The organism is Shewanella submarina (assembly GCF_042646185.1).
GTDB lineage: Bacteria > Pseudomonadota > Gammaproteobacteria > Enterobacterales > Shewanellaceae > Shewanella > Shewanella corallii.
This window is the reverse complement of record NZ_JBHRTD010000017.1, coordinates 636,486-659,686: the sequence shown is the minus strand read 5'-3', so window position 1 is coordinate 659,686 and position 23,201 is coordinate 636,486. Positions and strand designations below refer to the sequence as shown.

At 45.6% G+C, this 23,201-nt stretch carries 26 protein-coding genes and 2 tRNA genes; 19 read left to right on the top strand and 9 right to left on the bottom strand.

The window, feature by feature from the left end; all coding sequences use genetic code 11:
• Nucleotides 1-26: 26 nt before the first annotated feature.
• The 3 genes from ACFOE0_RS16865 to ACFOE0_RS16855 all read right to left on the bottom strand — a co-directional run bounded on the left by ACFOE0_RS16865 (nt 27) and on the right by ACFOE0_RS16855 (nt 2,502).
• Nucleotides 27-617, bottom strand: coding sequence for a TrmH family RNA methyltransferase (locus ACFOE0_RS16865; protein ID WP_248936329.1), 591 nt, complete (start codon nt 615-617; stop codon nt 27-29).
• A gap of 197 nt (nt 618-814) precedes the next feature.
• Nucleotides 815-1,216, bottom strand: coding sequence for a hypothetical protein (locus ACFOE0_RS16860; protein ID WP_248936328.1), 402 nt, complete (start codon nt 1,214-1,216; stop codon nt 815-817).
• A gap of 677 nt (nt 1,217-1,893) precedes the next feature.
• Complete coding sequence (locus tag ACFOE0_RS16855) at nt 1,894-2,502, bottom strand: hypothetical protein (RefSeq protein ID WP_248936327.1); 609 nt, start codon at nt 2,500-2,502, stop codon at nt 1,894-1,896.
• A gap of 563 nt (nt 2,503-3,065) precedes the next feature.
• Here ACFOE0_RS16855 and ACFOE0_RS16850 point away from each other — a divergent pair.
• Nucleotides 3,066-3,911, top strand: coding sequence for a delta-class carbonic anhydrase (locus ACFOE0_RS16850; RefSeq protein ID WP_248936380.1), 846 nt, complete (start codon nt 3,066-3,068; stop codon nt 3,909-3,911).
• A gap of 119 nt (nt 3,912-4,030) precedes the next feature.
• Here ACFOE0_RS16850 and ACFOE0_RS16845 read toward each other — a convergent pair whose 3' ends face one another.
• The 3 genes from ACFOE0_RS16845 to ACFOE0_RS16835 form a co-directional block, all read right to left on the bottom strand.
• The gene (locus ACFOE0_RS16845; RefSeq protein WP_248936326.1) at nt 4,031-4,921 is read right to left on the bottom strand and encodes a hypothetical protein; all 891 of its coding nucleotides are present in this window, start codon (nt 4,919-4,921) and stop codon (nt 4,031-4,033) included.
• A gap of 445 nt (nt 4,922-5,366) precedes the next feature.
• A complete protein-coding gene (locus ACFOE0_RS16840) occupies nt 5,367-5,813 on the bottom strand; it encodes a GNAT family N-acetyltransferase (protein ID WP_248936325.1) in 447 nt (148 codons plus the stop codon).
• Entirely contained in the window at nt 5,810-6,493 is a 684-nt protein-coding gene (locus ACFOE0_RS16835; RefSeq protein WP_248936324.1) for an NAD(P)H-binding protein, read from the bottom strand. Before ACFOE0_RS16835 ends, ACFOE0_RS16840 begins: the two co-directional genes overlap by 4 nt.
• 257 nt (nt 6,494-6,750) lie before the next feature.
• Between ACFOE0_RS16835 and ACFOE0_RS16830 the strand changes: the two genes are divergently transcribed.
• The 4 genes from ACFOE0_RS16830 (at nt 6,751) to ACFOE0_RS16815 (ending at nt 8,484) form a co-directional block, all read left to right on the top strand.
• Entirely contained in the window at nt 6,751-6,969 is a 219-nt protein-coding gene (locus ACFOE0_RS16830) for a hypothetical protein (RefSeq protein WP_162807171.1), read from the top strand.
• An 87-nt stretch (nt 6,970-7,056) separates the two neighbouring features.
• Nucleotides 7,057-7,434, top strand: coding sequence for a hypothetical protein (locus ACFOE0_RS16825; RefSeq protein WP_248936323.1), 378 nt, complete (start codon nt 7,057-7,059; stop codon nt 7,432-7,434).
• Between the two features lie 161 nt (nt 7,435-7,595).
• Complete coding sequence (locus tag ACFOE0_RS16820) at nt 7,596-7,934, top strand: hypothetical protein (protein ID WP_248936322.1); 339 nt, start codon at nt 7,596-7,598, stop codon at nt 7,932-7,934.
• Nucleotides 7,935-7,947: 13 nt separating this feature from the next.
• On the top strand, nt 7,948-8,484 hold the full coding sequence (locus ACFOE0_RS16815) for an SLATT domain-containing protein (RefSeq protein WP_248936321.1): 537 nt from the start codon (nt 7,948-7,950) through the stop codon (nt 8,482-8,484).
• A gap of 38 nt (nt 8,485-8,522) precedes the next feature.
• Here ACFOE0_RS16815 and ACFOE0_RS16810 read toward each other — a convergent pair whose 3' ends face one another.
• A complete protein-coding gene (locus ACFOE0_RS16810; protein ID WP_248936320.1) occupies nt 8,523-8,684 on the bottom strand; it encodes a hypothetical protein in 162 nt (53 codons plus the stop codon).
• 280 nt (nt 8,685-8,964) lie between these two features.
• Between ACFOE0_RS16810 and ACFOE0_RS16805 the strand changes: the two genes are divergently transcribed.
• The gene (locus ACFOE0_RS16805; RefSeq protein WP_283106455.1) at nt 8,965-9,519 is read left to right on the top strand and encodes a prepilin-type N-terminal cleavage/methylation domain-containing protein; all 555 of its coding nucleotides are present in this window, start codon (nt 8,965-8,967) and stop codon (nt 9,517-9,519) included.
• A 78-nt stretch (nt 9,520-9,597) separates the two neighbouring features.
• On the opposite strand, the gene ACFOE0_RS16800 is transcribed toward ACFOE0_RS16805, so the two are convergent.
• Nucleotides 9,598-10,023 (bottom strand): hypothetical protein, encoded by a 426-nt coding sequence (locus ACFOE0_RS16800; RefSeq protein WP_248936319.1) that lies wholly within the window; start codon nt 10,021-10,023, stop codon nt 9,598-9,600.
• Between the two features lie 264 nt (nt 10,024-10,287).
• On the opposite strand from ACFOE0_RS16800, the gene ACFOE0_RS16795 reads away from it, so the two are divergent.
• On the top strand, nt 10,288-11,457 hold the full coding sequence (locus ACFOE0_RS16795; RefSeq protein ID WP_248936318.1) for a low temperature requirement protein A: 1,170 nt from the start codon (nt 10,288-10,290) through the stop codon (nt 11,455-11,457).
• 1 nt (nt 11,458) lies between these two features.
• Here the strand turns inward: ACFOE0_RS16795 and rnhA are convergent, their stop codons facing one another.
• Nucleotides 11,459-11,929: a ribonuclease HI gene (gene rnhA, locus ACFOE0_RS16790; protein ID WP_248936317.1), complete on the bottom strand. Its 471-nt coding sequence runs from the start codon at nt 11,927-11,929 to the stop codon at nt 11,459-11,461.
• Nucleotides 11,930-12,040: 111 nt separating this feature from the next.
• Here rnhA and dnaQ point away from each other — a divergent pair, with 111 nt between their 5' ends.
• The 12 genes from dnaQ to ACFOE0_RS16730 all read left to right on the top strand — a co-directional run bounded on the left by dnaQ (nt 12,041) and on the right by ACFOE0_RS16730 (nt 22,335).
• Nucleotides 12,041-12,775 (top strand): DNA polymerase III subunit epsilon, encoded by a 735-nt coding sequence (dnaQ, locus tag ACFOE0_RS16785; RefSeq protein WP_115136941.1) that lies wholly within the window; start codon nt 12,041-12,043, stop codon nt 12,773-12,775.
• Between the two features lie 9 nt (nt 12,776-12,784).
• Complete coding sequence (locus ACFOE0_RS16780) at nt 12,785-14,143, top strand: TIGR03503 family protein (RefSeq protein WP_248936316.1); 1,359 nt, start codon at nt 12,785-12,787, stop codon at nt 14,141-14,143.
• A gap of 138 nt (nt 14,144-14,281) precedes the next feature.
• Nucleotides 14,282-14,358: transfer RNA gene (locus tag ACFOE0_RS16775), tRNA-Asp, on the top strand.
• A 762-nt stretch (nt 14,359-15,120) separates the two neighbouring features.
• A tRNA-Asp gene (locus ACFOE0_RS16770) sits at nt 15,121-15,197 on the top strand.
• Nucleotides 15,198-16,142: 945 nt separating this feature from the next.
• Nucleotides 16,143-16,682 (top strand): hypothetical protein, encoded by a 540-nt coding sequence (locus ACFOE0_RS16765; RefSeq protein ID WP_248936315.1) that lies wholly within the window; start codon nt 16,143-16,145, stop codon nt 16,680-16,682.
• Nucleotides 16,683-16,799: 117 nt separating this feature from the next.
• The gene (locus ACFOE0_RS16760; protein WP_248936314.1) at nt 16,800-17,867 is read left to right on the top strand and encodes a GTP pyrophosphokinase; all 1,068 of its coding nucleotides are present in this window, start codon (nt 16,800-16,802) and stop codon (nt 17,865-17,867) included.
• A gap of 231 nt (nt 17,868-18,098) precedes the next feature.
• The gene (locus tag ACFOE0_RS16755) at nt 18,099-19,304 is read left to right on the top strand and encodes a hypothetical protein (protein WP_248936313.1); all 1,206 of its coding nucleotides are present in this window, start codon (nt 18,099-18,101) and stop codon (nt 19,302-19,304) included.
• Between the two features lie 307 nt (nt 19,305-19,611).
• Nucleotides 19,612-20,271, top strand: coding sequence for a 5,6-dimethylbenzimidazole synthase (gene bluB / locus ACFOE0_RS16750; RefSeq protein ID WP_248936312.1), 660 nt, complete (start codon nt 19,612-19,614; stop codon nt 20,269-20,271).
• 305 nt (nt 20,272-20,576) lie between these two features.
• Complete coding sequence (locus ACFOE0_RS16745) at nt 20,577-21,068, top strand: GNAT family N-acetyltransferase (RefSeq protein WP_248936311.1); 492 nt, start codon at nt 20,577-20,579, stop codon at nt 21,066-21,068.
• Between the two features lie 69 nt (nt 21,069-21,137).
• Nucleotides 21,138-21,494 carry a nuclear transport factor 2 family protein gene (locus tag ACFOE0_RS16740; RefSeq protein WP_248936310.1) on the top strand — a complete coding sequence of 119 codons (357 nt, stop codon included), beginning with the start codon at nt 21,138-21,140 and terminating at the stop codon, nt 21,492-21,494.
• Between the two features lie 68 nt (nt 21,495-21,562).
• Nucleotides 21,563-21,916, top strand: coding sequence for a tRNA-binding protein (locus tag ACFOE0_RS16735; RefSeq protein ID WP_248936309.1), 354 nt, complete (start codon nt 21,563-21,565; stop codon nt 21,914-21,916).
• 35 nt (nt 21,917-21,951) lie between these two features.
• Nucleotides 21,952-22,335 carry a hypothetical protein gene (locus tag ACFOE0_RS16730; RefSeq protein ID WP_248936308.1) on the top strand — a complete coding sequence of 128 codons (384 nt, stop codon included), beginning with the start codon at nt 21,952-21,954 and terminating at the stop codon, nt 22,333-22,335.
• Nucleotides 22,336-23,201 lie beyond the last annotated feature (866 nt).

The following is a 23,201-nucleotide window of genomic DNA, read 5'->3' as shown; positions in this document are numbered from 1 at the left end:
CATTCATTCTCTTGTATGGTGAGATGCTAAATTCGACCATACTTGCGGTCTTGGAACTCTCTTCTCTGCTTTGTAATTTCATAAAGCACAATGCCGCTAGAAGTTCCAAGGTTAAGGCTTTCAATGATGCCAAACATTGGGATACTAACGCAGAGGCTGCTTGACTCAATGACCAGCTCACTTAATCCTTTTGACTCATTACCAAACCACACAGCCAGACGCTTTTGGGTATAGTCACCCTTACTGAGTTCGACGTTTACTTTTCCCTTCACGTGGGGCGAAGTAGCGATTGATTCAAATTTGTTGCTTTCTAGGTGCTCAATGCAGGATTGAGTTGAGCTAAACCTTTTAACGAAACTCCACTTAACTGCAGAAGCAGATGGTTTAACGAGCGGATTCCAGTGGCGCATATCTTGCCAATCTTCGGGCAAAGCACCGCTTTCGTCTATAATGTAGACTTTTTCTGCACCCAAGGCGTTTACATTTCTGACAACAGAACCGATGTTTTTAAGTGTCTTAGGGTTTTCCAAAACTACAATAAGGTTCTTGCAGGTAAAGTCCTTAATCTCATTTGCTCGCTTGCGAAGAGCGCTCTTATTGTTGGAGCTGTCGTTCATTAATTGATCTCTCTAGTCTCACAAAGCACCTACTGTTTGTATATTGCGAGCTTACAAGGTACCCAACCTTGGGACTTCGGTCTAGTTTGGGGGAGCTGTGCGGGGAAAGTGTGGGTTTGGGCAGGACTTTGGATAACGAGGCCCCACACAGGCTACAATGAGCGCTATGGAGTTGGCGTCCGATTTGATAGTCCTTGTTAACTGCCTTTTTCTGGCCACATTGGGATATTTCCACTTTTGTCATAATTTGGGAAGACTGTGATATTTTCAACAACACTTTTGTTTACCCAAATAGATAACTCCTCGCCAGGCAATATATAGTTGTGTCCGTTTTCTGCAAAATCGTCATCCAATTCGATGGTTGGAAAGTCCAGTAAAACATCATTTATCGGCCTACCAATAACAGTTTTATCTTCTAATTTTACCAATGGAGAAGTCAAAGTAATCGAGCCAAGCCGGAAATTGTAATCACTTCCGAAATCCAAGTCGATACCATTTGAATAACGCCAAAGAACAGACCTATCTTCAGGCCGAGATTCTATAGCTGCAAAATGCTCTATAAACTCAGGTTGTCCACATAATTCTCTGATTTCATCCATTGTCATCCCTAACCGGATACAACCGACTCCAATTTTAGGCAGTATATTCATTGGTAGTTAACGCCTAGTAAATGGGCAGCGTTGTTGCAAAGAGCGCTGTTAGCGGTCCGGTCGCCGGCGTTCATTGTGTAACTTGTTAGAGCGTTTGGTGATTCAGTCTCCACCACTACTCCCAGCCCCATCTCCTCCTGATCCGTGATGATTGTGATATGAGCCTCCAACTGCAGTTTCTTCATTGTCATCGCGGTTCCTATTTGGCTTTTTCGGGATACCAAATACTAATGACCTAAGTGGCCATGGTATCAGTTGCTGAGGAATTGCCTCAGGAGAGTGTTGATTTACCAAGTGCAGTATCAGTGCTGGTCCAAAATATGGAATTAACACAGAAATGGCCATCTGTGCTTTCTTCTGAAATGGTTCCAATGTCCGATCATGCTTAGCGGCAAGTACGCCCAGAAAAGCCATCCAGATCCCAATGAGCACTGCTAGTGCTAGAAAAATTAAGAACCCAATTTCCATTGTGGTAAAGCGCCCTAATATTTATATATTCCGACCTTCAAAGGTACCCAACCTTGGGAGCTTGGTCTAGTTATCAGCGATTTGAATGGGTTAAGGGGAAGAGGTTGGGTCATGGCGCAATCAGATGTTGTGCTGACTGCGGACGTCGCTGGAGCTTATCACTGATATTTTGTCGCTTCCGTTACACAGGTATTAAACATTTCTGCGTTCAAGCTAAACCAACTTGTTGGTATAGATAGCACGTTGTTATCATTATTGTTATAGTTAATGGATAATATAAGTTCATTGCCACTTCTAAGTTTTTCTATTTGTTTTGCCGAAACTTCCTCGCCTACATAAAACATCATTAAATCACTATCCATATAAGAATGTGAGTTTAATGGGGTCCTATAACCATTATCTAAAATTTCAATTCTATTGATAAAGATACCGCGTTCTATTTCATCTATAGAGGTTATAACCTGAGCGTACATCACCAACTCATCTTTAGATTCCTCTAAATAGCCAAAGAACTCATTAGCTTCTGAGAAATGATGTTTTTTTGCAAATGTAATGTGAACGCCGATAAAGCTTACGGGGACGTCATCAGTAGGTCCGTACTCAACTACTGAACCGTTACCAATAATAAAACACGCTAACGGAGTAAACTGTGATTTCCAATGGAACTCCAAAGAGTTAGCTTCAAAAGGTATATTAACTGACAATATGATTAGTCCAACTAGACCAACTTTCATAAATTTTGACAATAATAAATGTGATGTAGGCATATTGAGTGTCCCTTGCGGTAAGGCCAATAAACTAAGTGATTGATGTTAACAATGGTAAACATAGGTTACTAGGGGCGCAAATCTGTTCCCAGGACTTACTTTTGACTTGCTACTCCCCCTTTAAGTGCTCAGTAACCTCAGCACCCACCTAATGCCTCCCCAAGTCTCATCTGCTTCTGCCACCTCGATTGGCAGTGGTATCTCTCAGGTCTTTGCGCCATGGGCTTGCAGGAATGATCTCACCGCCATCCAGATTTATAGGAGTCGGGATTAAACTAATTTAACAATCAGGAGGTGGGGTAACGCTTTAATTTCAGCTGGTTACATTGCTACTTGGAGGTTTTGTTCTGGTGAACCTTTAATATTGAATTATGTTTCTTCGGTGTTGCGGTGTCGTATGTATTATGTGTTTGGTTTGGCACGTATTATTCAGTGCTAATCACTACGGCGCTCGATATTGGATTTGGTGGTAACGACTCCTGTTGTTATTGAGAGCTGACATTACAAAGCAATCAACAATAATTACAGAAGAGAGTCATACAATGAAAAATCCATTGGTTTTTATGATCTTATGCGGTGCTGTATCAACTGGTTCTGTGGCAGGAGTACTCAGCACTCACGATAATCAAGACGCCGTTGCGGATTTGGTGATATCCAAGCAACGGATGACACTGGCCAACAATACTGACGGTAAGGGGTATGGGCCTCAATCACCGAGAAATATCGACGCAACCGCTGGCAATAACCATCTGCAGTTCAATGCGTCGCCGGATCGAACCCAAATGAACCTTTGTAACATCCACTTTCACAAGAATGCTGAGCATCAGGGCGGTGAGTTTAACCAATACGCTGGCAACGGCGATGGTCACGGATATAACAGTGGCTATAAGTATTCAGGCAAACTGAGTAAGGCTGAACTTAAACCAGTAAAAGAGATGAAATGCACTACAGAGCATGGCTGTGTGGGGCCAGGTGATACGATAGAAGTGCATTATGTTTATTCAACCGCCAAAGTCGCTCCGGGACCCACCCTTGGTTCGTGTCTCAATGAGGCTGTTAATAACCCCCAACTCAGAGTTGAGGCACAGGTGTTCGTATTGGTAAACGACCACAGCGCGGCAGATTTTGTGAAGCTGACTGAGGTCAGTAAGCAGGGTGGTTTCTATCAGGCCCAGAACATCCCAACGGATACAGGTAAGCCCATTCAATACGCTGGTTCTACCACGGGCCCGAAATACAATGAGAAAGGCTCTCCGTTTCAGGTTACCTGGAGCGTCAGACCCAAAGTCGAAAAGGTGGACGTATCAACTGTTCAACAATGGCTTGATAACAACCAATTTGATGAAGACCACGCCCATGGGGTCAGGAATCTGGTAAAAAATCCAGATTTGTTGTCGTCAATCCAATAGCCGGTTTCAAGTGACAGGGGTGTTACTTTACCTCTGTCACTTTCCGTTTAGACGTTAGCTGTTTAGGTGTGACCCTGTGTCGCGGGAAGAAAAAGCAGCTTGTAGACTGAGCCTACGTGTTACTTTTTCGGCTTTAGGTTATCAATAACCTGAGCATCCACCCAGTAGCTTTTGCCGACCCACTTGCGACTGCCGTCTTCATTTTTTGTCCATTCTCCCCGTTTAAAGAACAGATACTTGCCGTCCGGGGTGAGCTGCGGACTTTGCTCATAAATTGGGGTGTTTATCTTGTTGCCCATATTGAGCGCGGGACCCCAGGAACCATCTTTTTCCCTGAAACTGATATAGATATCAGGCTGGCCGTAACCATCCTGTCGCTCGACATCCCACATTAAGTAAGACTCGTCGGGGGCAACATGGGGATGGGCTATATATTCACCGGTATTAATATGGCTGCCCAGTTTAATTGGGGTTTGCTGCTTGCCGTCGATCAAGGGTGAATAACCGATAAAGCCTTTGCCATTATCCTCTTTGGGGAAGAACACTATGTAGTAAGTTCCATTATCGGCAAGGGTGATGCCATGGGCCTGATCTTTTAAAAATTCGCCCTGGGGTTTTGGTTCTGACCAACCGGATGCGGTTTTCACCCTGTATTCCCGGCCGCCATACATCATGTTGCCGTCTTTGGAGTATTTAGGCCATTTTATGTCTGTCTCTGACTCTTTGCCCCACTGTCCGTTTTCATAGCGAATCACAAAAAAGGTGCGCTGTTTGTACTTACCGTTCTTTCGGGAGAAGTAAAACTCCCTCATGTCTGGTGAGAAAGTGCCGCCTTCAAACAGGCCATCGGGAGACAGCATCCTGGGAGCAAACTGCTTGGGGGTAAGACCCGGCGGGGTTTCGCCAAAATAGCGGTCTTCAATGGGTGGGAGTTTATCATCGGCATAGCTGCTGATACTCAGGGCAAGGGTTGAGAGTAACAGGGGAGTAGACAGGGATATGCGATTCATATTTCATCCTTGGCTTAAGGTCACATGGAGGTTGACTACCAGGCTGACGAAAACTGCCTATTCAGCACTAATCATGAGTTACCCCAAGTAAGCTAACCAAGCCGGGGATTGAAAAACACCCTCGACCAATCAAATTCAGCGCTTCCCATTTGCTGCCCAACACTTCCCACCAATCAAAGCGGGTTTGATAAAAACTGAATAACATCGAAACTGAACTTAAACTCACGACTAATCATAGGGTTGGTGGAGCGCTAATGCTGTTGCGCAAGATGTTTGTACGACATTTTGTGGATGAGAGAATCACAGTAAAAGCAGCAGCTCAATTGTAAATTGATATGTATTGGAGGGCAGAACTTATCCATTTGATAGGTTGTCCGACGTCTGACATCACTGCCAGCTTCTGAGTCAAAAGCCAGAGTCAGGGTACGGCTTAATTCAGCTCCGGTTATGACAAATCCAGATAAAGTCTCAATCTATCTTTGTGCTGAATTCCATTTTCAAAGATGGGTTCGGGATAGTTTAAGAAATAATCTTTATCAACGGCTTCAACCCGAAAGCCAATACGCTGGTAAAAGGTGAGCTGATAGCCGAATGTCCCTGTGCCAAGTTCAACTCTGTTGATCCCTTTGCTGGACAGGTCTGCCAGCGCAAATTTGAGTAAGTGGGAGCCTATGCCTTGACCCTGAAGGTCAGGGTTTACGGCGATATTACAGATCTCAGCAAGGGCAGAGCTGTGGGGCTTAACGACGCATACGGCCTGCAGTCCTTTTTCATCTTTAGCGGTATAACACCAGGCGTCAGCCAGATAGGATGAAATACTCTCCTCAGAAGGATCTGCCTCGAGGAGCAATTCGAGTGGCACTTCAGTGCTTTCAATCTGTTCGTATTTCATCTGTTTGCAGACTCTGTGACCAGTGTTTGCATCCGCGATGATGTCACTCTGCTCACTTCAGTTTCAGTTGGGTTAAGGCTCAATTGGATAATCGCTGCGGCGACAGTATCAGCCTGTATTGGCAGGTAGTTGGCTAAACGACCAACCGCGAACGGTTTAAGTACTTTTGCGACAGCTTGCAGCAGCTTTTCATCTGATCTCGTTTGCTGGCGATCTCCGGCCAACGGGCCGGGCTGTAAAAAGGTGGTTCTCTTAAATTTAAGGGCAGTAACTGCCTGCTCCATCTCACCTTTACACCTAAGGTAGTGGGAAAAAGAGCGGGGATTTGCCCCAAGGCAGGACACGATGATTATATGCTCTACGCCCATTTGCCTCATATTGGCGGCAGTAGCCACGACCAGGTCGACATCAATGGCTTTGAGCTTCTCTTTTGAGCCGGCTTGCTTGATGGTCGTCCCCAGGCAAATTACACCGACGAGAGAATGGCTGTGATCTGCAGAAAAACCATCAGCGGTCAGATCGTTACTGATGTACTGAGTTAACTTGCTGTGTTCTATGGATAAGGGCCTGCGGGAGAGGGTGCCCACGCGCTCAACTTGGGGCGTTTCCAATGTCAGTTTGACCAACTCGTGGCCTGTCAGCCCGGTTGAACCTGCGATCAGCATAACTATTTTATTCATGATTTACGGTATTTTGTCGTTACACCAGATAGTTGCTGATACTATCCGTTACTGCGTTATCAGGGAAGCCTGTCAAATCTGGTTGCAATCATTGTTTTTGTAATCCGGTCTGTAGGGTATTCCGTACAAAATTTAAGTAGCAGCAATATTTGAATACAGTTATTTGCCCTGTGTAGCAATCAGTTAATCTCTTGCACATGTCCACGTCATGGGGAACTTGCTATTATTTATATATATTCACCAAAAAAGGAGCTGAGATGTCAGCAGTAAAAGTGGGGGCTTTTGAATTAAGCAACCTTGATGATGTCACTATGGAGTGGCTGATAAAGTTCAGACGCAGTAAAAGTATTGAAACTCTGGATATGATGACCGATAGAGCAGAGCGAGATAATCAGGGTAAGCGCGTGGTACTGGATGCGATTAATCAAGCCTGGTGTGTTCGCGAGAAAGAGATTAAAGAAGGGCGTTTCGTTTAATACCTGAGTATGAAGTTTGACCGCATTGATGGCGTTTTAGTCAGGTGATAAGTAGCCTGATTCCAAATTTTTTGGAATACGCTGAATATGTCGAATAAGTTTTCTGTTGCTAACCTTGCCACTATCTTTCTTTCCTTTACTGCCGGTGCCCTGCTAACCGGGTGGTTATTGACGAGCTTCTTTGACCAGGTGCTGCTGGACTTGAAAGTCCGTGACTTAAGTTACGTCGCAAATGCGCTTGATCAAAATGATATTGAAACAACGGCACTCATGGTTGAGTTGGCTATACCTCACCCAACTTGTGAATTGCAGCAAGTGGTAGAAGACAGCCTGTTCATTTTTTTTGCCGATGGGCATTTAGAGGCTGCATTAGATGACGCATTTAAGCTCATATCTGTTCCTCACGCTGAACGCACCCAATATTGCAGCGACCTGATGGCGAGCTATCAAGTGAATAAAGGCTAACGTGTAGCCAATACACCTGTTTTAGCTCATTTTAGTCTGGCTGTAAGCCAGGCCTCATCCTAGTTCTACTCCCATTTCTCTCCACTTTAGGGCTATGGACATTGCTGCCGTGATTACGGAAGTTCTGACATCTGGCACCCAGCGGATTTCAGGGAGAGAAAATGAAGCTGATACTGGCTTTGGTAACGGTGTTTGCTGTGATTGTGTTACCGGTGAAGGTGGCTGCTGATCTGCTTGGAGCAGAGAACAGTACGCTTTTCAGGTGCACCCTTTGTATTCTTGGCTCTTTTGTATCTTTGTTCATTGCTGCGGATATTACTGACCATGTATTTCTGCAGTACCTCATAGGCTTTATTGTTACACCTGTTTTCTATTCCCTGTTTCTTGAAGTCGGCTATGTTCAGGCACTTTTTATTTCGTTGTTGACCAGTGTGCTGCAAGCGGTTGTTATGTACCTGTTATGGGGTAGTATGGCGTTGGGCACCTGGATTTTGGGATAGAGGGAACTTAAACGTGGAAACCATTAAAGTACTTGAGCGCATAAAACGGAACAGTCAGCTGTCTGCCTATGCCCATTTTGGCGCGGCTGAGCGTATGTCCAATTTGCATTTGTGGCTGGGTATTCCAACTGCTGTTATTTCAGTTGGCCTGGGCTCGGTACTGATGGCAGATCTCAAGGAAACGATTCCCGATCTGGTGAAGTGGGTCGCCGGGGTGTTGTCGCTGGTGGCGGCACTGTTATCGACACTGCAGACCATATTCAACCCCAAGGTGGGTAAGTCCAAGCACAGGGAGATTGCCAACAACTACCTCGCCATCAACAAGAATTCCGAAATAGCCATTGCTGCCTTTCATGATGGCCTTATTGATATTGATGGCCTTTCCGAAACGTTGTCGGAGCTAAACGAGGAGTATGATTCGGTGGGCAACTCGGCCCAGGATTATCCGACCAACGATAAAGACTGGAAGCGGGCCAAGAACAAAATTAAAGAGTTCGATACCCGCCGAGAAGCACTGGCAGCCAGCAGCTTACCCTCACAGGCTGAGTAACTTCAGAGCATAGTCACTTACCGGTATGAGGCTGGCAGTCACTCAGCAGATTTTTTAGACAGGATAAGCACAGACATAATGGCCAGCGTGGGTAGCAGCATCAAGGTTAAAAACTGAGGTGCGTCCAGCAGCGCCGATGCGAGTATTGCTGATGCCCAGAGTATGCTGGTGGCGATAATCTTATTGCTGCATTTCTTCATTGAGCATGTCCTGTTCGAATCTTGGTTTCTACAAACTTACCCAAACCTTCCTGCCATTAGCAAAATTCAACTGTAACTGAGTCTGTACCCTCGGGGGCCGTGGGGTAGTATACCGCTTTGTGAGCGCTGAGTGCCGGGTTGGGAACAGTGTTAATGAGTGTAATGCTGATCTTAATCAAGTGACTGATTATTTGGGTTAAATCTGCTTATCCTGTGAGTGTGACTGTGCTAACGTAGCGGCAGATTTTAAATACCTGATCACACAAGGACTGGAAACAGGATGTTTGTAACTCAGCGGTCGTTTTCACCCAAAAGCTCGCATCAGGGCTTCACGCTTATTGAACTGGTTATCGTCATTATTATTCTGGGTATTGTTGCCACAGCTGCCGCGCCAAAATTTATCAATTTGCAGTCAGATGCCAAAGTCAATGTACTGTACGGTATTGCCGGGCAAATCGAGTCCACTACCGATATGGTGAAAGCCAAGGCAAGAGTGCAGGGCCTGGTGCCTGTTGCAGAGGAGCCGGGTATGGGACCTGCATTGCAAGAGTATGTGGTCGATTTTGGCTTCGGCAAGGTCGAGGTAGATTGGCGAAATCTGTGTCCGGAAGCCCAGGGTGAAGTCGTCGACGGTGATACCGCGATGACATTTCGCGACTTTATGAATATCGACCTGACCGGTGGTCTTAAGGACTCTCTGGACAATCAATACTATAAGATAGGGTACAAATTGCCCCTGTCAGGCACGCCGACCAATGAGGGTTGTTATGTGGTTTATGACTCTTTCGGCAAACCTGACTGCACAGTAACCGTTGTCGATGCTGAGTGCAGATAACTGGCGTAGCTGATAAACAAAAGGCCCTGAATGTTCAGGGCCTTATTATATCGAGCAGCTATCGCCAGCTTTGGGAAGTTACATTACGCACTCGCCCAGTGCTTTGCCTTTTTCGATACTTCTTTCAATCAGAGACTTGGTTTCTTCGCTCTGAATCCTGTCCATCATCTTGTTCATCAGGGCTTCGGCTGATGACTCCGACGTTGCATCCACCATACAGTTATAGGCAGAAGCGATATGCTCGGTAACTTCATTCAGTGCTTTGGGGTTAGAGAAGTCCAACTCCAATGCCTCTTCTACTGATTTCACCAGCGCTTCAGCTGACTTGGCAGCATCGCCAAACTGTTCAAGATCCAGCTTACTCAGATCGATAGACTCCATCTGTTCCTGAATCGAATCTACCGCTGTGTTGGCTGCGCTTTGCGCTTTATCTATGGCTTTGTTGGCGTCTTCACAGGCCGATAAAGCGGTAACCATGATCAACGCGCCTATTACTTTCTTCATTTTAACCCGTTAACAAATAACTAACTGATAGATATGAACTTAAGATGATACCAAATTTCGGTATTCATATCTTTAAAAGTGCTTTCAAATCGGAGGCAGCGACCTGGAGAAGTGTTGTAAGGAATGGCAGCGGGAGCCTTCGTTACCATCAAATGCTCAAAGTGAGGAAGCATTTAACACAGTGAACGCTTTTTGGACTTATGAGTTGCCTGTGTGTTCAAATTCAGAGTAATTAACCAAATAGCGCTTATTAAAGGGATACATATGAGCTTGAAACCTTTGCTCGCGAGATTGAGTGATGAGAAACATCGTGCCTCTACCCAACTGGAGCTGTTGTTTGACTTGGTGGTGGTCATCGCCATCGCTATGGCTGCTGATCAATTAAAAGAGCAGATTCTGGCGGGCGAGGTGTTATTTGGAGTGAGCCAGTTTCTGGCTGCGTTTTTTTTGATTTGGTGGCCCTGGAACCAATTCTCCTGGTTTGCATCCGGCTTTGACAATGATGATGCCGCTTACCGAATCAATGTGATGGTGATGATGCTGGGCTTGTTGATCATTACTGCCAGTTTGCCTGACTTCTTTGAGCATCAAGAGATGGGAATGACGTTCCTGGGTTACTGCCTGATGCGGTTGTCATTCGCGCTGTTGTGGTGGCGAGCCGGACACGATAACCCTGAGTTCAGAAAGGCCGCTAAATTACGGGCGGCTGGATTAGTGATGATGCAGGGATGGTGGGCATTGGGCGTGTTTATCGTTCCGTCAGGCAGCATTCCCTTTTACCTTGTGTATGCCGGGGGCATAGTGGGTGAGCTGCTGATCCCGCGTCTGGTCGATAAGAACTTTTCACTGAACTGGCACCGGGAACACATTATTGAGCGTTTTGGCTTGCTCAACATCATTGTACTTGGCGAATTAATGCTCAGCTCTGCAGAGGCTTTTGAGGCCATCCACTCTGATACACACATATTTAAGCTTGTTCTTTTAGGTATTGGAGGGATGACAATTACCTGTGTTCTTTGGTGGCTGTATTTTCTGGAAGACGAACATTTGAGTTCAGACGAGTCGGAAGTCGCATTCGTCTGGGGATATGGGCATTTCTTACTTTATGTTGCAGGCGCAGCAATTGGCAGCGGCCTGGGAGTGATGCTGCGCTGGCTGACTGAAGGTGCCCATCATTTGCCTGCTTACGCCTCTATGGTGGTGAGTCTGCCTGTCGGTCTTTATGTGGTGGCGCTTTGGTTGGTGCGGGACAGGTATATTCTGGCCAGACAACACAGCTGGCGATTGCTTTTAGTGGCTGTTGCGTGCGCGGCTGCAGGCTTTTTACCACCTGAGGTATGTTTGGTGACTGTTTGTGTACTGTTGATTGTCGGGTTGATATACCGGACATCGCCAGCCTGCACAAAAGCAGTTCAGGCTGACGAGGGAGTATGACTCAGGGCTGGTAGCCGGTATCTTCTTCGGTTGGATTAGCTTCAGCTGCCTCTCTGGCAATATGGTCACAGCGCTCGTTTTCCGGATGACCGGCATGACCTTTAACCCACTGCCAGTCCATATCATGGATCTGGCGGGCGGCGTCCAGACGCTTCCACAAATCCACGTTCTTTACCGGCGTTTTATTGGAGGTGACCCAGCCTTTGGCTTTCCAGCCATGGATCCATTGAGTGATCCCCTGACGCATATACTGACTGTCTGATGTCAGGGTGACTTTGCAGGGCTCTTTCAGTGCTTCAAGTGCCAGAATGGGCGCCAGCAACTCCATACGGTTGTTGGTGGTCAGGACAAACCCGCCAGAGAGCTCTTTGACATGGTCTTTATACTTCATGACTACGCCGTAACCACCTGGACCAGGGTTGCCCAGACAGGAGCCATCTGTAAAGATTGAGATATGTTTCAATTGGATCATCCGATTGATAGTTTTCTATGCGGCCGAGTATATCGGATAGTAAGTACCTTCGATATAGGTATAATGCCGCATCTTTCTTACGTATCGCCGTTTGTGAGGCTACGACGAATTATGAATATTGTTTCCAGTGCCAGCAGGCAGATTATTCTCGATACCGAAACCACAGGTATGAACCAGGGCGCAGGCCCAGTTTTTCAGGGACACAGAATCATTGAGATCGGTTGTGTTGAGGTGGTTAACCGTAAGCTGACCGGGCGTCACTTCCACGAGTATATCAATCCGGATCAGGCGATTGATGAAGAGGCGATTGCGGTTCACGGTATCACCAACGAGCAGGTAGCCAACTGTCCACGCTTCCACGAAATCGCACAACAATTTATTGAGTTTGTGGATGGCGCCGAAATTGTCGCACACAACGCAACGTTCGACGTTAGCTTCCTTGATTACGAACTGTCACGTCTGTCACCGGCGGGTCCAAAGCTGGACGACATCTGTGGCATTCTCGACTCGCTGGAAATAGCCAAGTTCCTGCACCCGGGGCAGAAGAACAACCTGGATGCCCTGGCCAAGCGATACCACATTGATAACTCCCGTCGTGAACTCCACGGCGCATTGCTCGATGCTGAAATTCTTGCCGATGTTTACCTGACGATGACCGGCGGCCAGACTAAATTTAACTTAAGTCTCGGCGGTGAAGATGGCGGTGCAGGGGCAGGGGGCATTATTCGTCTGCCACAGGGACGAAATCCTCTTAAAGTTGTGACCGCAACGGCCGATGAAATAGGTAAGCATGAGCAGCGCCTTGATCTGGTTGCCAAATCAGGGAAGTGCCTCTGGAGAGGATAATTAACCCGAATGAAGCTATTGCAATGTCTTACGCTGGCCGGCTGGTTGGCGTTGACAGGGAGCGCGATACCCGCCGCGGCTGATAATACAGCCGCCCAACCTGCTGTAACTGATGACAGGTATACCCCTTTCAACGCGCAGGAACTGCAGAACCTGTTCCGTATCGACCATATGGTAGACAGTGTCACCTTGCTGGTGGCCCGGCCTTATGGCTCAGCCTCTGTGGTGGTGGTCACCCCGGACGGCTCAAAATGGTATGCCAGCCGCCACCCGGAGAATATCCGCTGGGTCGACGGCATGACCGGCGATATCATCACCATTCAAAAGCCTGAACCAGGCCCTTATCAATTGTTGGGTAAGCTGTCTCCCGGCTCGATGATCGAGCGGGTTTCAGATCTGTCGGTTGAGTTGGACCCTTTACCTCAACCCCTTTATCAGGGCGAGAGAGTCAAGGTCACCGCCAGATTTCTGGGTGATGAGCAGCTAATCCGCATGCCCGGTCTGGAATATATGATTGAGTGGCGCGCCCGTTTCACCAGTCTGCGCAAGCCAGAAGAACAAAACTACGTTTCAGGTACCTTTCCTATCGGCAGCTACTCAGACAATGGTGAGTATCTGGATGAAAAGCCAGACGACGGCATATTTACCGCTGAACTCAATCTGAAACAGGACTGGGGTAGCTATACCTTCAGTGTCACCGCAGAGAACAAGGTATTTGAACGTCAGATCAATATGCCGATTTATCTGTCGCCTTCACCTGTCACCTTGGAAGTGGTCAGGCCCGAAGATGCAACAGTAACGCCCTGGAAGCTGAGGGTGAATGTTGACGAGTCTCAGGTGCTGCCATCAGAGACCTTTATTCATCTTGAATACCATGGGCCAGATGCGGCTCCTGTACCTATGCTGCTTGAGCAGATGATAGGTGGCAGTAACGATATTGATTTGTCGGTGCAGGATTACGGCGGATATCGCATTACCGGAACCATTGCCAGTACCACTCAGGGTGGCAGAGAGATTCTGCTGTCGATGGACGATCTGTTTTTCAATAACCCCGAGCCACCACCGCCACCGCCTGATCCTCGCTTACTGGCAGAAAAGGCGGCGAAAGAGGCCGCGTTGAAAGAAGCGGCCAAACAGAAGCAACAGATGACCTGGGTCATCGTCGCCAATGTGGTGCTGTTATTGATAGGTGGTATCGCCATTGTTATCTGGCGCAAGCGTCAAACCCTGAAGGCTGCAATGGAAGCGGCGCAGCAACGCGTTGTTGCTGAGCAGGCTGCGATTCCAGACGATGAGAAGGATGATGCTGACAAGTTGGATTTGGATGACCTGGATCTGGCTCTGCCAGATACGGAAGCCAATCAATAAGCCACAAACAACAGCAGGGAAGGGGAATGAAAACAAACCCTTCCGGCCTATTGATTGAGATTTGAACGGTCTGAACGGGTTGGTTAAATTTATGCTTGACCTGTTATCCAACCACATTTAATATGCGCTCATCTCAGCGGAGCGGTAGTTCAGTTGGTTAGAATACCGGCCTGTCACGCCGGGGGTCGCGGGTTCGAGTCCCGTCCGCTCCGCCACTGAGATCCTAGAAGAAGTCAGCAATATGCTGGCTTTTTTCGTTTCTGTCGCTCCTGAAAATGCTGCGCATTTTTGTCTCGGGCCGTGTGACGGACCATCGAGTCCATCCACTCAGCCACTGAGATATCTTTAAGACCATCCTTTTTAGGGTGGTTTTTTTGTATCTACCGCTCCCAAAAGTGCTGCGCACTTTGGCCACGGACCGGGATGCCGGACCATCGAGTCCATCCGCTCCGCCACTGAGATTCCTTTAAGACCATCCTTTTTCGGATGGTTTTTTTGTATCTACCGCTCCTGAAAATGCTGCGCATTTTTGTCTCGTCTGGAGGCAGTCCCGCCAAATGACGGAGCATCGATTTCAAACCCTCTGTCTCTGAGGTTCCTTTAAAGCTGAGTCTTTTGAACCCTGGTCTGGCTGGTTGATCTATTTCTCTATAGATTCCAGGTAGGTAATTAAGATCCCTTTAATTTTCAGACGGTAAAAATGACCCATCTCAGGTTTTACAAGGAGAGGTGAGTGATGGAGTTTGATGTCAGATTTGGGTTTCTGCTGTTTGGAGTCTTGTCTGTAGTTGTCGCACTAGGTTTGATTGCCTGGTCACTGCTGTCATCCAGATCTTCAAAGCGTTGATGCTGCAACCAAGATGCTAAAACATAGGGATAAATTGCACATTCGATTAAATAACGATCAAACGATGTCGCATTATTGTTTTTACTCTTGACGCTAATCTCTGTCCGAAATATTATGCAGCCATCTCAGCGGAGCGGTAGTTCAGTTGGTTAGAATACCGGCCTGTCACGCCGGGGGTCGCGGGTTCGAGTCCCGTCCGCTCCGCCACTGAGATATCTAACGAATTAAGTCAGCACATGCTGGCTTTTTTTGTATCTGCAGTTTGAGACTCGAACGACAACTTCGTTGCCGAGAGTCCCCACTGGCCGTGCGCGTCCGAACCGCCACTGAGATTCCTTTAAGACCATCCTTTTTAGGGTGGTTTTTTTGTTTCTACCACTCCCAAAAGTGCTGCGCACTTTGTCTCGTCTGGAAGCAGTCACGCCGAATGAGGACCTTCGAGTCCCACTGGCCGTGTGCATCCAAACCGCCACTGAGGATCTATAAAGCTGTTAGCCACGAAGCGCGTGCTCCGCTCGCTACACGAAGAGCACGAAGGAAGAGCGGAGATTGAAAGTCATAACGCAACGGCCAAACAGAGTAGATTTAGTCGTTTGTAAGTTCTTGCCTCATAGATGTTCTTAATACTCTGAATTTTTGCAATTAACAGTGCAGCACCTCTTAAAATCATCCCATTGTCAGTTAGCTTTATCTGATCGCTCCTTACACAAGAGTATCTTTTGCTGATTGTAAGTTATTTCCTTCATAATTCAATAGGTTGTGAGACATGTCTTACATACTCACCCATTGTCGTTTGCTACATTACGTTTGCAATTTCAAAACAGCTATCAAGGATGATGCGTACCGGAGCCAAACCGATGTGCGGTAGCGTACCTGAATTGCGCTAGGGCGAATACTACGGGCAATGACTCCATCTCGGATTACCGATAAATCTGTGGTTAACCATATGATTTGGCTTGAAACCATGGGTATGGTCCTTAGATAAACGTGAGTTCCGGTAGGTAATAACAGGGCAATTCAGATTTCTGTAAAGTTATAGTGACATTATCATGTTTGCATATGAAATTGGTTGGATTTAACAGGTGTCTATCTATAAGGGATAAACTACTGATAAATGAGACGCCTTGTGATTAAAGTGTTAAATGCTGGGAGGTGAATATCAGTAAACTAGCAGTAACTATCTACACGATAGCGAGTATTTTAATTTATGGTGAGGTCGTCAACCCTGATTTATTTAATGCTATCGACATAAACTTGGGAATTGTAACTATCAACCAAAATGAGGGTATGGAAGTTACGGAAGTTCTACTGCACCTTGTTGGAGCTCTTTGTATTGCTTTATGCCTTATCAACTTGAAGCCATTTTTATTAAGCCTAAAGCAAGGCTTTAAGAAACATCCCCTGTTAGTCGGCGAAATTAATCGAAAGTTGCAAGCAAAAACGGGGTCAATCACAGATAGAGTTTCAGAAGCACGCATTAAGGGCTTCTTAACCCCAACGGCAAGCACTGGAGCTTGGACCTCCATTGGTGTTGGACAAGGAGACGTTGGTATAAAGTTGAGTCGAACCAATATCTTATTTTGTTTTCTTACTACGCCGATCAGCACACTTTGGCTGCTAAAATCTGAATTGCTATTTCCATTATTAGCGGCTTTGTGTGCGTGGTGGGTTAGCATTTTACAATCTGTTTAAGAGTGATTCGCAACGCGTGGCATTTTTGCTCTGCGTTTAGTGTTTAAGGTGATATGCGGACACATCGGTGTTACGTTGCTCACACTTTAACATGGCGTTATATTTTAGGAGAGGTTTGTGAGTTCCAAAGAAATAATAGATGAGTTTGAACAAAAAATAAGTATTTTTACGTCGTTAGAAAGTATGACGTCGAGCTTGTTGGGTGCTTTGATAACACAAGCCGATATTCAGGTTCATTCAGTTACAAGTCGCACAAAGGATATTCAAAGCCTATCTAGTAAGATAAATAGACCTAGTAAATCATATGAAAGCTTACTCGATGTAACAGACTTGGTTGGCTTTCGTATTACAACCTATTTTTCTGATGATGTCGATAAAGTAGCTTCATTAATTGAACAAGAATTTTTCGTAGATAAGGCTAATTCTATTGATAAACGTAAATCGCTAGAACCCGATCGCTTTGGCTATATGTCTTTACATCTAGTTGGAGAGCACAAATCTAGCAGGCTAAAACTCCCAGAATATATTAGATATAAAGGCATTCGCTTTGAGATACAAATTAGATCTATTTTGCAACATGCTTGGGCGGAAATAGAACATGATATTGGCTATAAAACGTCGAAGGAAGTTCCTGATCCACTAAGGAGACGGTTTTCTCGTTTGGCAGGTCTTCTGGAGTTGGCTGATGAGGAGTTTCAGTCTATTAAATATGGAATAGAGTCATATAGACATAACTTGCCAGAAAAAGTGTCAAACTCTCCAGAAGATGTATTGTTGGACCTTGAATCTTTGGGGTACTTTATAAATACAGACTCAAAGATTCTTCTTATAGAAGAAGAGATGCGTAAGTTATTTTGTTGTGAAAGTCTAACACAACCTGAAGATGAAGTATTATCACATTCCTTAGGTTTCTTGAATCGTATGGGAGTTCACAAGCTTAGTGAGTTAAGTTTGTTATTTAAAGAACAAGAAAGGTACATTTTACCATTCCTAAAAGTTTGGTTGTCTAGTGATGCTCAACTCAAGGTCAGTAAAGGTATTTCACTTTTATACCTAACGTATGTTAATTTGGCTAGAGTGGGCGATCAAGTAAATGCAGAATACGTACTGAGTTCAGCACCTTTCTTAAATATTTCGCAGCTTGCATCAGACATTATTCAGGCTTGGAAAGAAGTAGAAATATAACAAATTGCTTCAGAGTGACAGCTAACCTTTGGCATTTTGGGTTCGGTTGGCTTCAGAGTTTACGTAGCTTTGCTTCGGTCCCTGATCCGCAGGGTAGAGACGGCAACCATGGGAACAAATGCTTTAACTATACCGACAGTGCCAAAAATCGTTACCTAACATGTAAATCTAGATCACGCGTACAGCGCACCTGATTTAGCTGTTAAGTTTGCACCTATCAACGAGGATCGTATGAGTCAAAATGGAAGTTTAGAAAAAACTGTTGCAATAGCTTTATCCTTTGGCGTCGCAATATGTGTGGCTATAATTGCATTTGGCTCTTTATCGGCAAAAGAAAGTGCGATTTTAAGCTTGCTTTTAACCATTTTATCTATAATGGCATCTTGGATATTTTCAACAATCCACAGTTCTTCTCAACATGCTGAAGCTATACATGAAGTAAAAGAAATGCATAACGAGAATTTAAGAACCTATGCATTAAAAGCAGCAGAAAAAGTTAATAATCTGTCTGATCAACTAAATAGACTTAGTATGTTTCTTGAAGAAGAACTTCAAGATGATGAAGAAAAAGCTATTGATGGTAGACAGCGGATATTAAGTGCAATTCACATGATAGCCATGCTCAAATCTGTTAATGATACTTCTCTGAGTGACTGGCAAGGTGTAATTGGGGAAGAAATAGAAGAGCATAGGAAGGAAGCTGAAGAAAAAGAAAAACTGCTCATCAATTTAATGGACAAAGTTGAACATTTATGGGATTCGTATGAGCAAGAAACTATCACTGCTGAGATTGTTGATAAACGAGTTAACCAACTAAAACGAGAAATGAAAAATCTCGCAGGTACAATGACCGGTACACATATTAATATTCCAAAAAGAAGTACGCGGAAACGAGAGATTGAAAGTAAGTGTCCATTTTGTAATGACACAACTAAGTATATTCAAAGAGCCAAAAAAGGTAGCGCGAAACCATTTGATTGCCAATCCTGTAATAAACACCTGATTTCTTTTTATGATGAAATAACTGATGACTTTGTTATACACATAGCAGAGCCAAAATTAGAATATGTAGTATGTTCGTCATGTAATAAAGATACTTCAGGCCTTTTAGACACCAGACCTCATAAGAAGTCCAAAATTTCATGCGACAAATGTAACCAAGAGTTACTTTTGTGCCGTTTGACAACAGGCAAGGTAAAGGTGAGTTTAGCAACGCAAGATACACACGACGGTACTGTTATTGATGATGTTTTTGTAGAAAATGTTAAGGTTGAATTACCTGACCAGCCTTGGCAACAAGGCATCCATAAGGTCGTGGCAAATAAGCTTGGTGTTTCTCATACGTCCGTTCAAAAAGCTATTCAAGTATTAGTGCTAAGAGGTGATTTCAAGGAGCAAAAAGATGGAGTTCTATATGATTTAGTACCTGCACGGTAAACTTTACAAGTTACTCAAATGGTGCCCAAAAAGCTCGGCTTGCGCTCTTTCGTGGCTGATTTTAGCCAATCCTTTTTGCACTGCTTATGGCGGCGTTATCCTGTATATAGACTCGGCTGGTAGCTGTGAATGTGGGAGCATGTAATCTACCTTCTGCAGGATGCCAAATGATTTTAAACGGGGCGTGATTGGAGTAATTGTATGCTATCGCGTTCAGCTGATGACCTTTTGTTTGACTTGTGTCTGGGTTCTTGATTCAGTAACCACCTTTCTATCAGGCTTTGTAGCTAACTAAATTCTGAACAACATGAATAAGACTTTTACCCAAGCAGAGCAGGCGTCACTGGAAGAAGTGATGCGCCATCGTCGTGATGTTCGCGGGAACAACTTTTTAAGCGACGACATCAGCGATGACAAACTGCAAAAGATTCTGGAAGCGGCCGCTTACGCTCCCTCAGTGGGTTTTTCCCAGCCCTGGGAGTTTGTGGTGATACGTAATCCCGAAATCAAAAAGTCTATCTATAACAATTTTGTTGAAGAGAATGAGGCGGCAAAGGCCAAGTTTGAAGGCGAGCGCAGTGATGCCTATCAAAGGCTTAAGCTTGAGGGGATTCTTGAAGCGCCGGTCAACATTGCTGTGTTTTACCAATCGTCAGATGCGCCTGTGCTGGGGCAAACCAGCATGCCGGAAGTGGGTGAGTATAGTGTGGTATGCGCCATCCAGAATATGTGGCTGATGGCCCGTGCTTTGGATATTGGTATAGGCTGGGTGAGTATTCTTGACCCTGAATATGTCAAAACCCAATTGAACGCACCAAAGGGCCATAAACTCATTGCTTATCTGTGCCTGGGTTATGTGAAGGAGTTTTACACCGGCCCTGAGCTGGAAAGGCTTAACTGGGCAAAGAAGAAACGCCTGGAGTCAGCAATCTTTGTTGATAAGTACTCTGGCGACTCTGAAGCGTAACTCGCGTGACGTGGTGACAACTCGTTTTAATCCTAAAAAACCAGCTCATTGAAGCTGGTTTTTTTATACCTGCAGCAAAGAGGGCACTGCAGTCGCGTTTTGCCTAAGACCCTGGTGTCTGACAATTTACCCGGATGTCCAACAGACAGGGCGATAGCCGTTTGTTAGAGTGACTGCTGCTGTTTGAACTATGTTGATGAGACATGCTAATCGGAGCTAGACCGAAGGCGTTGCCGTGATTCCACTTTGCCTGTTCTCATTACTTAAAGCAGACCATCCAATCAACCAGGGAGGTGGATTCATCAATGCCAAATACCACTCAAATCATCATACGCAGGGCGAGCTGTGACGACTATGATGCCATCGCCGATGTGATGTTCAACGCGGTCAGAGAAGGCCACAGTGAATATACTGAAGAACAAAGGCAGGCCTGGGTGCCTGAGCGTCGTAGTGGCACCGACTGGATTGCACGCCTGGACTCACAGGAGATTATGATTGCGGTAAACGACAATCAGGTAGTTGGGTTTATGAGCCTTGCCGCCAAGGGGTATATCGATTTCGCCTATATCCGGCCATCTGTCCAGGGGACGGGCATTTTCCGCCGCCTTTATGAATCCGTCGAAACCCTGTCGCTGCAAAATGGGCTGACACGGCTTTGGGTTCATGCCAGTTTGATGGCTCAGCCTGCCTTCTCGGCGATGGGGTTTGCCATCACACAAAAGCAAGTGGTACAGATTGGTGAGCAGTCTTTTGATCGTTTTGAAATGGAAAAACTGCTCGATCACGAGAAGTCTTAATTGGATTACCCTGTCTGCTGTGTTGATGTATAACCATTTGAAGTCATTCATTTTTTAGTGAGCAAGATTATGGAACCAAAGCAGATTGTTCAAAGGTGGGTCGAGTGTTTCAACCGGGGTGATGCCGAGGCAATTGCTGAATTTTACAGTGAAGATGCCATTAACCATCAGGTCGCCAATGAGCCGGTAGTGGGCAAGCGTGCAATTAAGCAGATGTTTGCTGATGAGTTTTCTGCGGCCGAGATGGTTTGTATTGTGGAGAATATTTTTCAGGATGGGCAGTGGGCAATCCTGGAATGGAAAGATCCCATTGGCTTGCGTGGCTGTGGTTTCTTCCAGTTCGAAAATTGTTTGATTGTCCTTCAGCGGGGCTATTGGGACAAACTGAGCTTTCTTAAAGCCCATAATCTGCCGATCCCTGAGTAGGCTATCGCTTGCTTAACTGGCTAAGGGGAGCGGGCAGGTTGGATCAACATGAAGATGAGGGTAACAGGATGCAATATGCACCAATTAAAGACGAGATCAGCTTTGATGATTTTGCCAAAATCGATATTCGTGTCGGTTTGATAGTCGAGGTTAGCGAAGTCGCTAAATCCAATAAGCTGATGAAGCTCACTGTAGACTTTAGTGATCATACCCGCTCAATTCTGGCCGGCATAAAACAAGAGCGTGAAAACCCGCAAGAGATTAAGGGCAAACAAGCGCTGTTTGTGGTGAACTTGCCTGAAAGGAAAATGGCGGGAGAGGTGTCTCAAGGCATGCTGTTTGACATAGGCTATGAAGATAAATTGCAACCTTGTCTTGCGTGCCCGGAAGTTGAGATGCCCAATGGTGCGAGAGCCGGGTAAGCAACTAATGAGTTTTAATACAACAGGGAAGGTTAATGTTTAACAGTCAGAATATTTATTATCAGATTCGCCGGGACGGTATAAAAGCGGTCAATATAGAAACAGGGATGAGTGCTGTAAGAGCCTGTCCGGCATTGTCCCACCCAAGATCCCTGATGGGGGATTTTGTTAAGGTGGAAGCCTGTATTAAAGAGGTGACCAAAGAGGTTACTGCCAGGTTGTTATTTCAGCTTGCCCCGGTAGGCATTGCCCACTTAATGGAAATGGGTGAAGGTGGCTACACCAACGTTGAGATCCGCGCGTTTCGTGAAGCTTTTATGGGCGCTGGTATGAGACAGGTTCATTTCCCCAGCGGCCAGTCTGAACTCTCTACTGAAGCCATTAAGAGCAAGAGCTTTGAGGAGCATAAAGGGATTTAACGTTCCCTCAGCAAGCTGGCGAGGGTACGGCAGACATTACCGGGCTGATATTCTGTGTTGCCGAATCTTGATTTATTCCGAAAGACCTTCAACTTCACGCATTAGTCTCAGAGGTGTTTCATTCTCGCGGAGTGGCTAAGCTCCTATGCTTAATGATATTATTACTGAGCTGGTTGAAGTCAAAGTATGGTAGAACACTTTTAATGGTTTGAAGGTGTGGTCATTAAGATTCTGGGTTACAGATAGGGAAGGCCTTAACGTCGCTAAAGTTTTGAGTTGCGGCTTTGACCTTTTTAGTCATCACGATGTCATCCCCCATGTCACCTGGATGAGCAGTGGCGTCATAACGCTCATCCTGATTGGGGTTGTACTTCTTACAAATCTCGATATTGGCAGAGAAACCACCATTGGTTGCGCCATATGAAAAGTGAGGTTCCTACCATTTTTGGTGCCGTTGGTGACTACTTATTCGGCCTCTTTGTGTTTAGGTAGTTTATTTAGCTGGCATCGCCTTATTTTTATTCCGCTTACTAAAGGTTGTGACATCGGGTAAATATAAATAATTTTAGTAAATACATATATTTGTAAGAGATTTCCTACAGACTGGCTGAAACATTCCTGTTACATTACTAACCTGATTGTCGTGGCGTCGTTGTTGGATTGGTACTATTAGTCATTGAATAGCCAATGTGTTCATCAGTGAGTATGTCGATAGGGACGATTGTGCAAGGAGGCAAAGTAGGCTTTGAGCAGCCTTGTTATCTATGATATTCAAGCACCTGCCGACCAGCTTAGAACTGTGTTTTATGCAACGGCGGATCTGGAAGGTAATAGGATTGCTGATATGCCATGCGTAACCTTTCAAA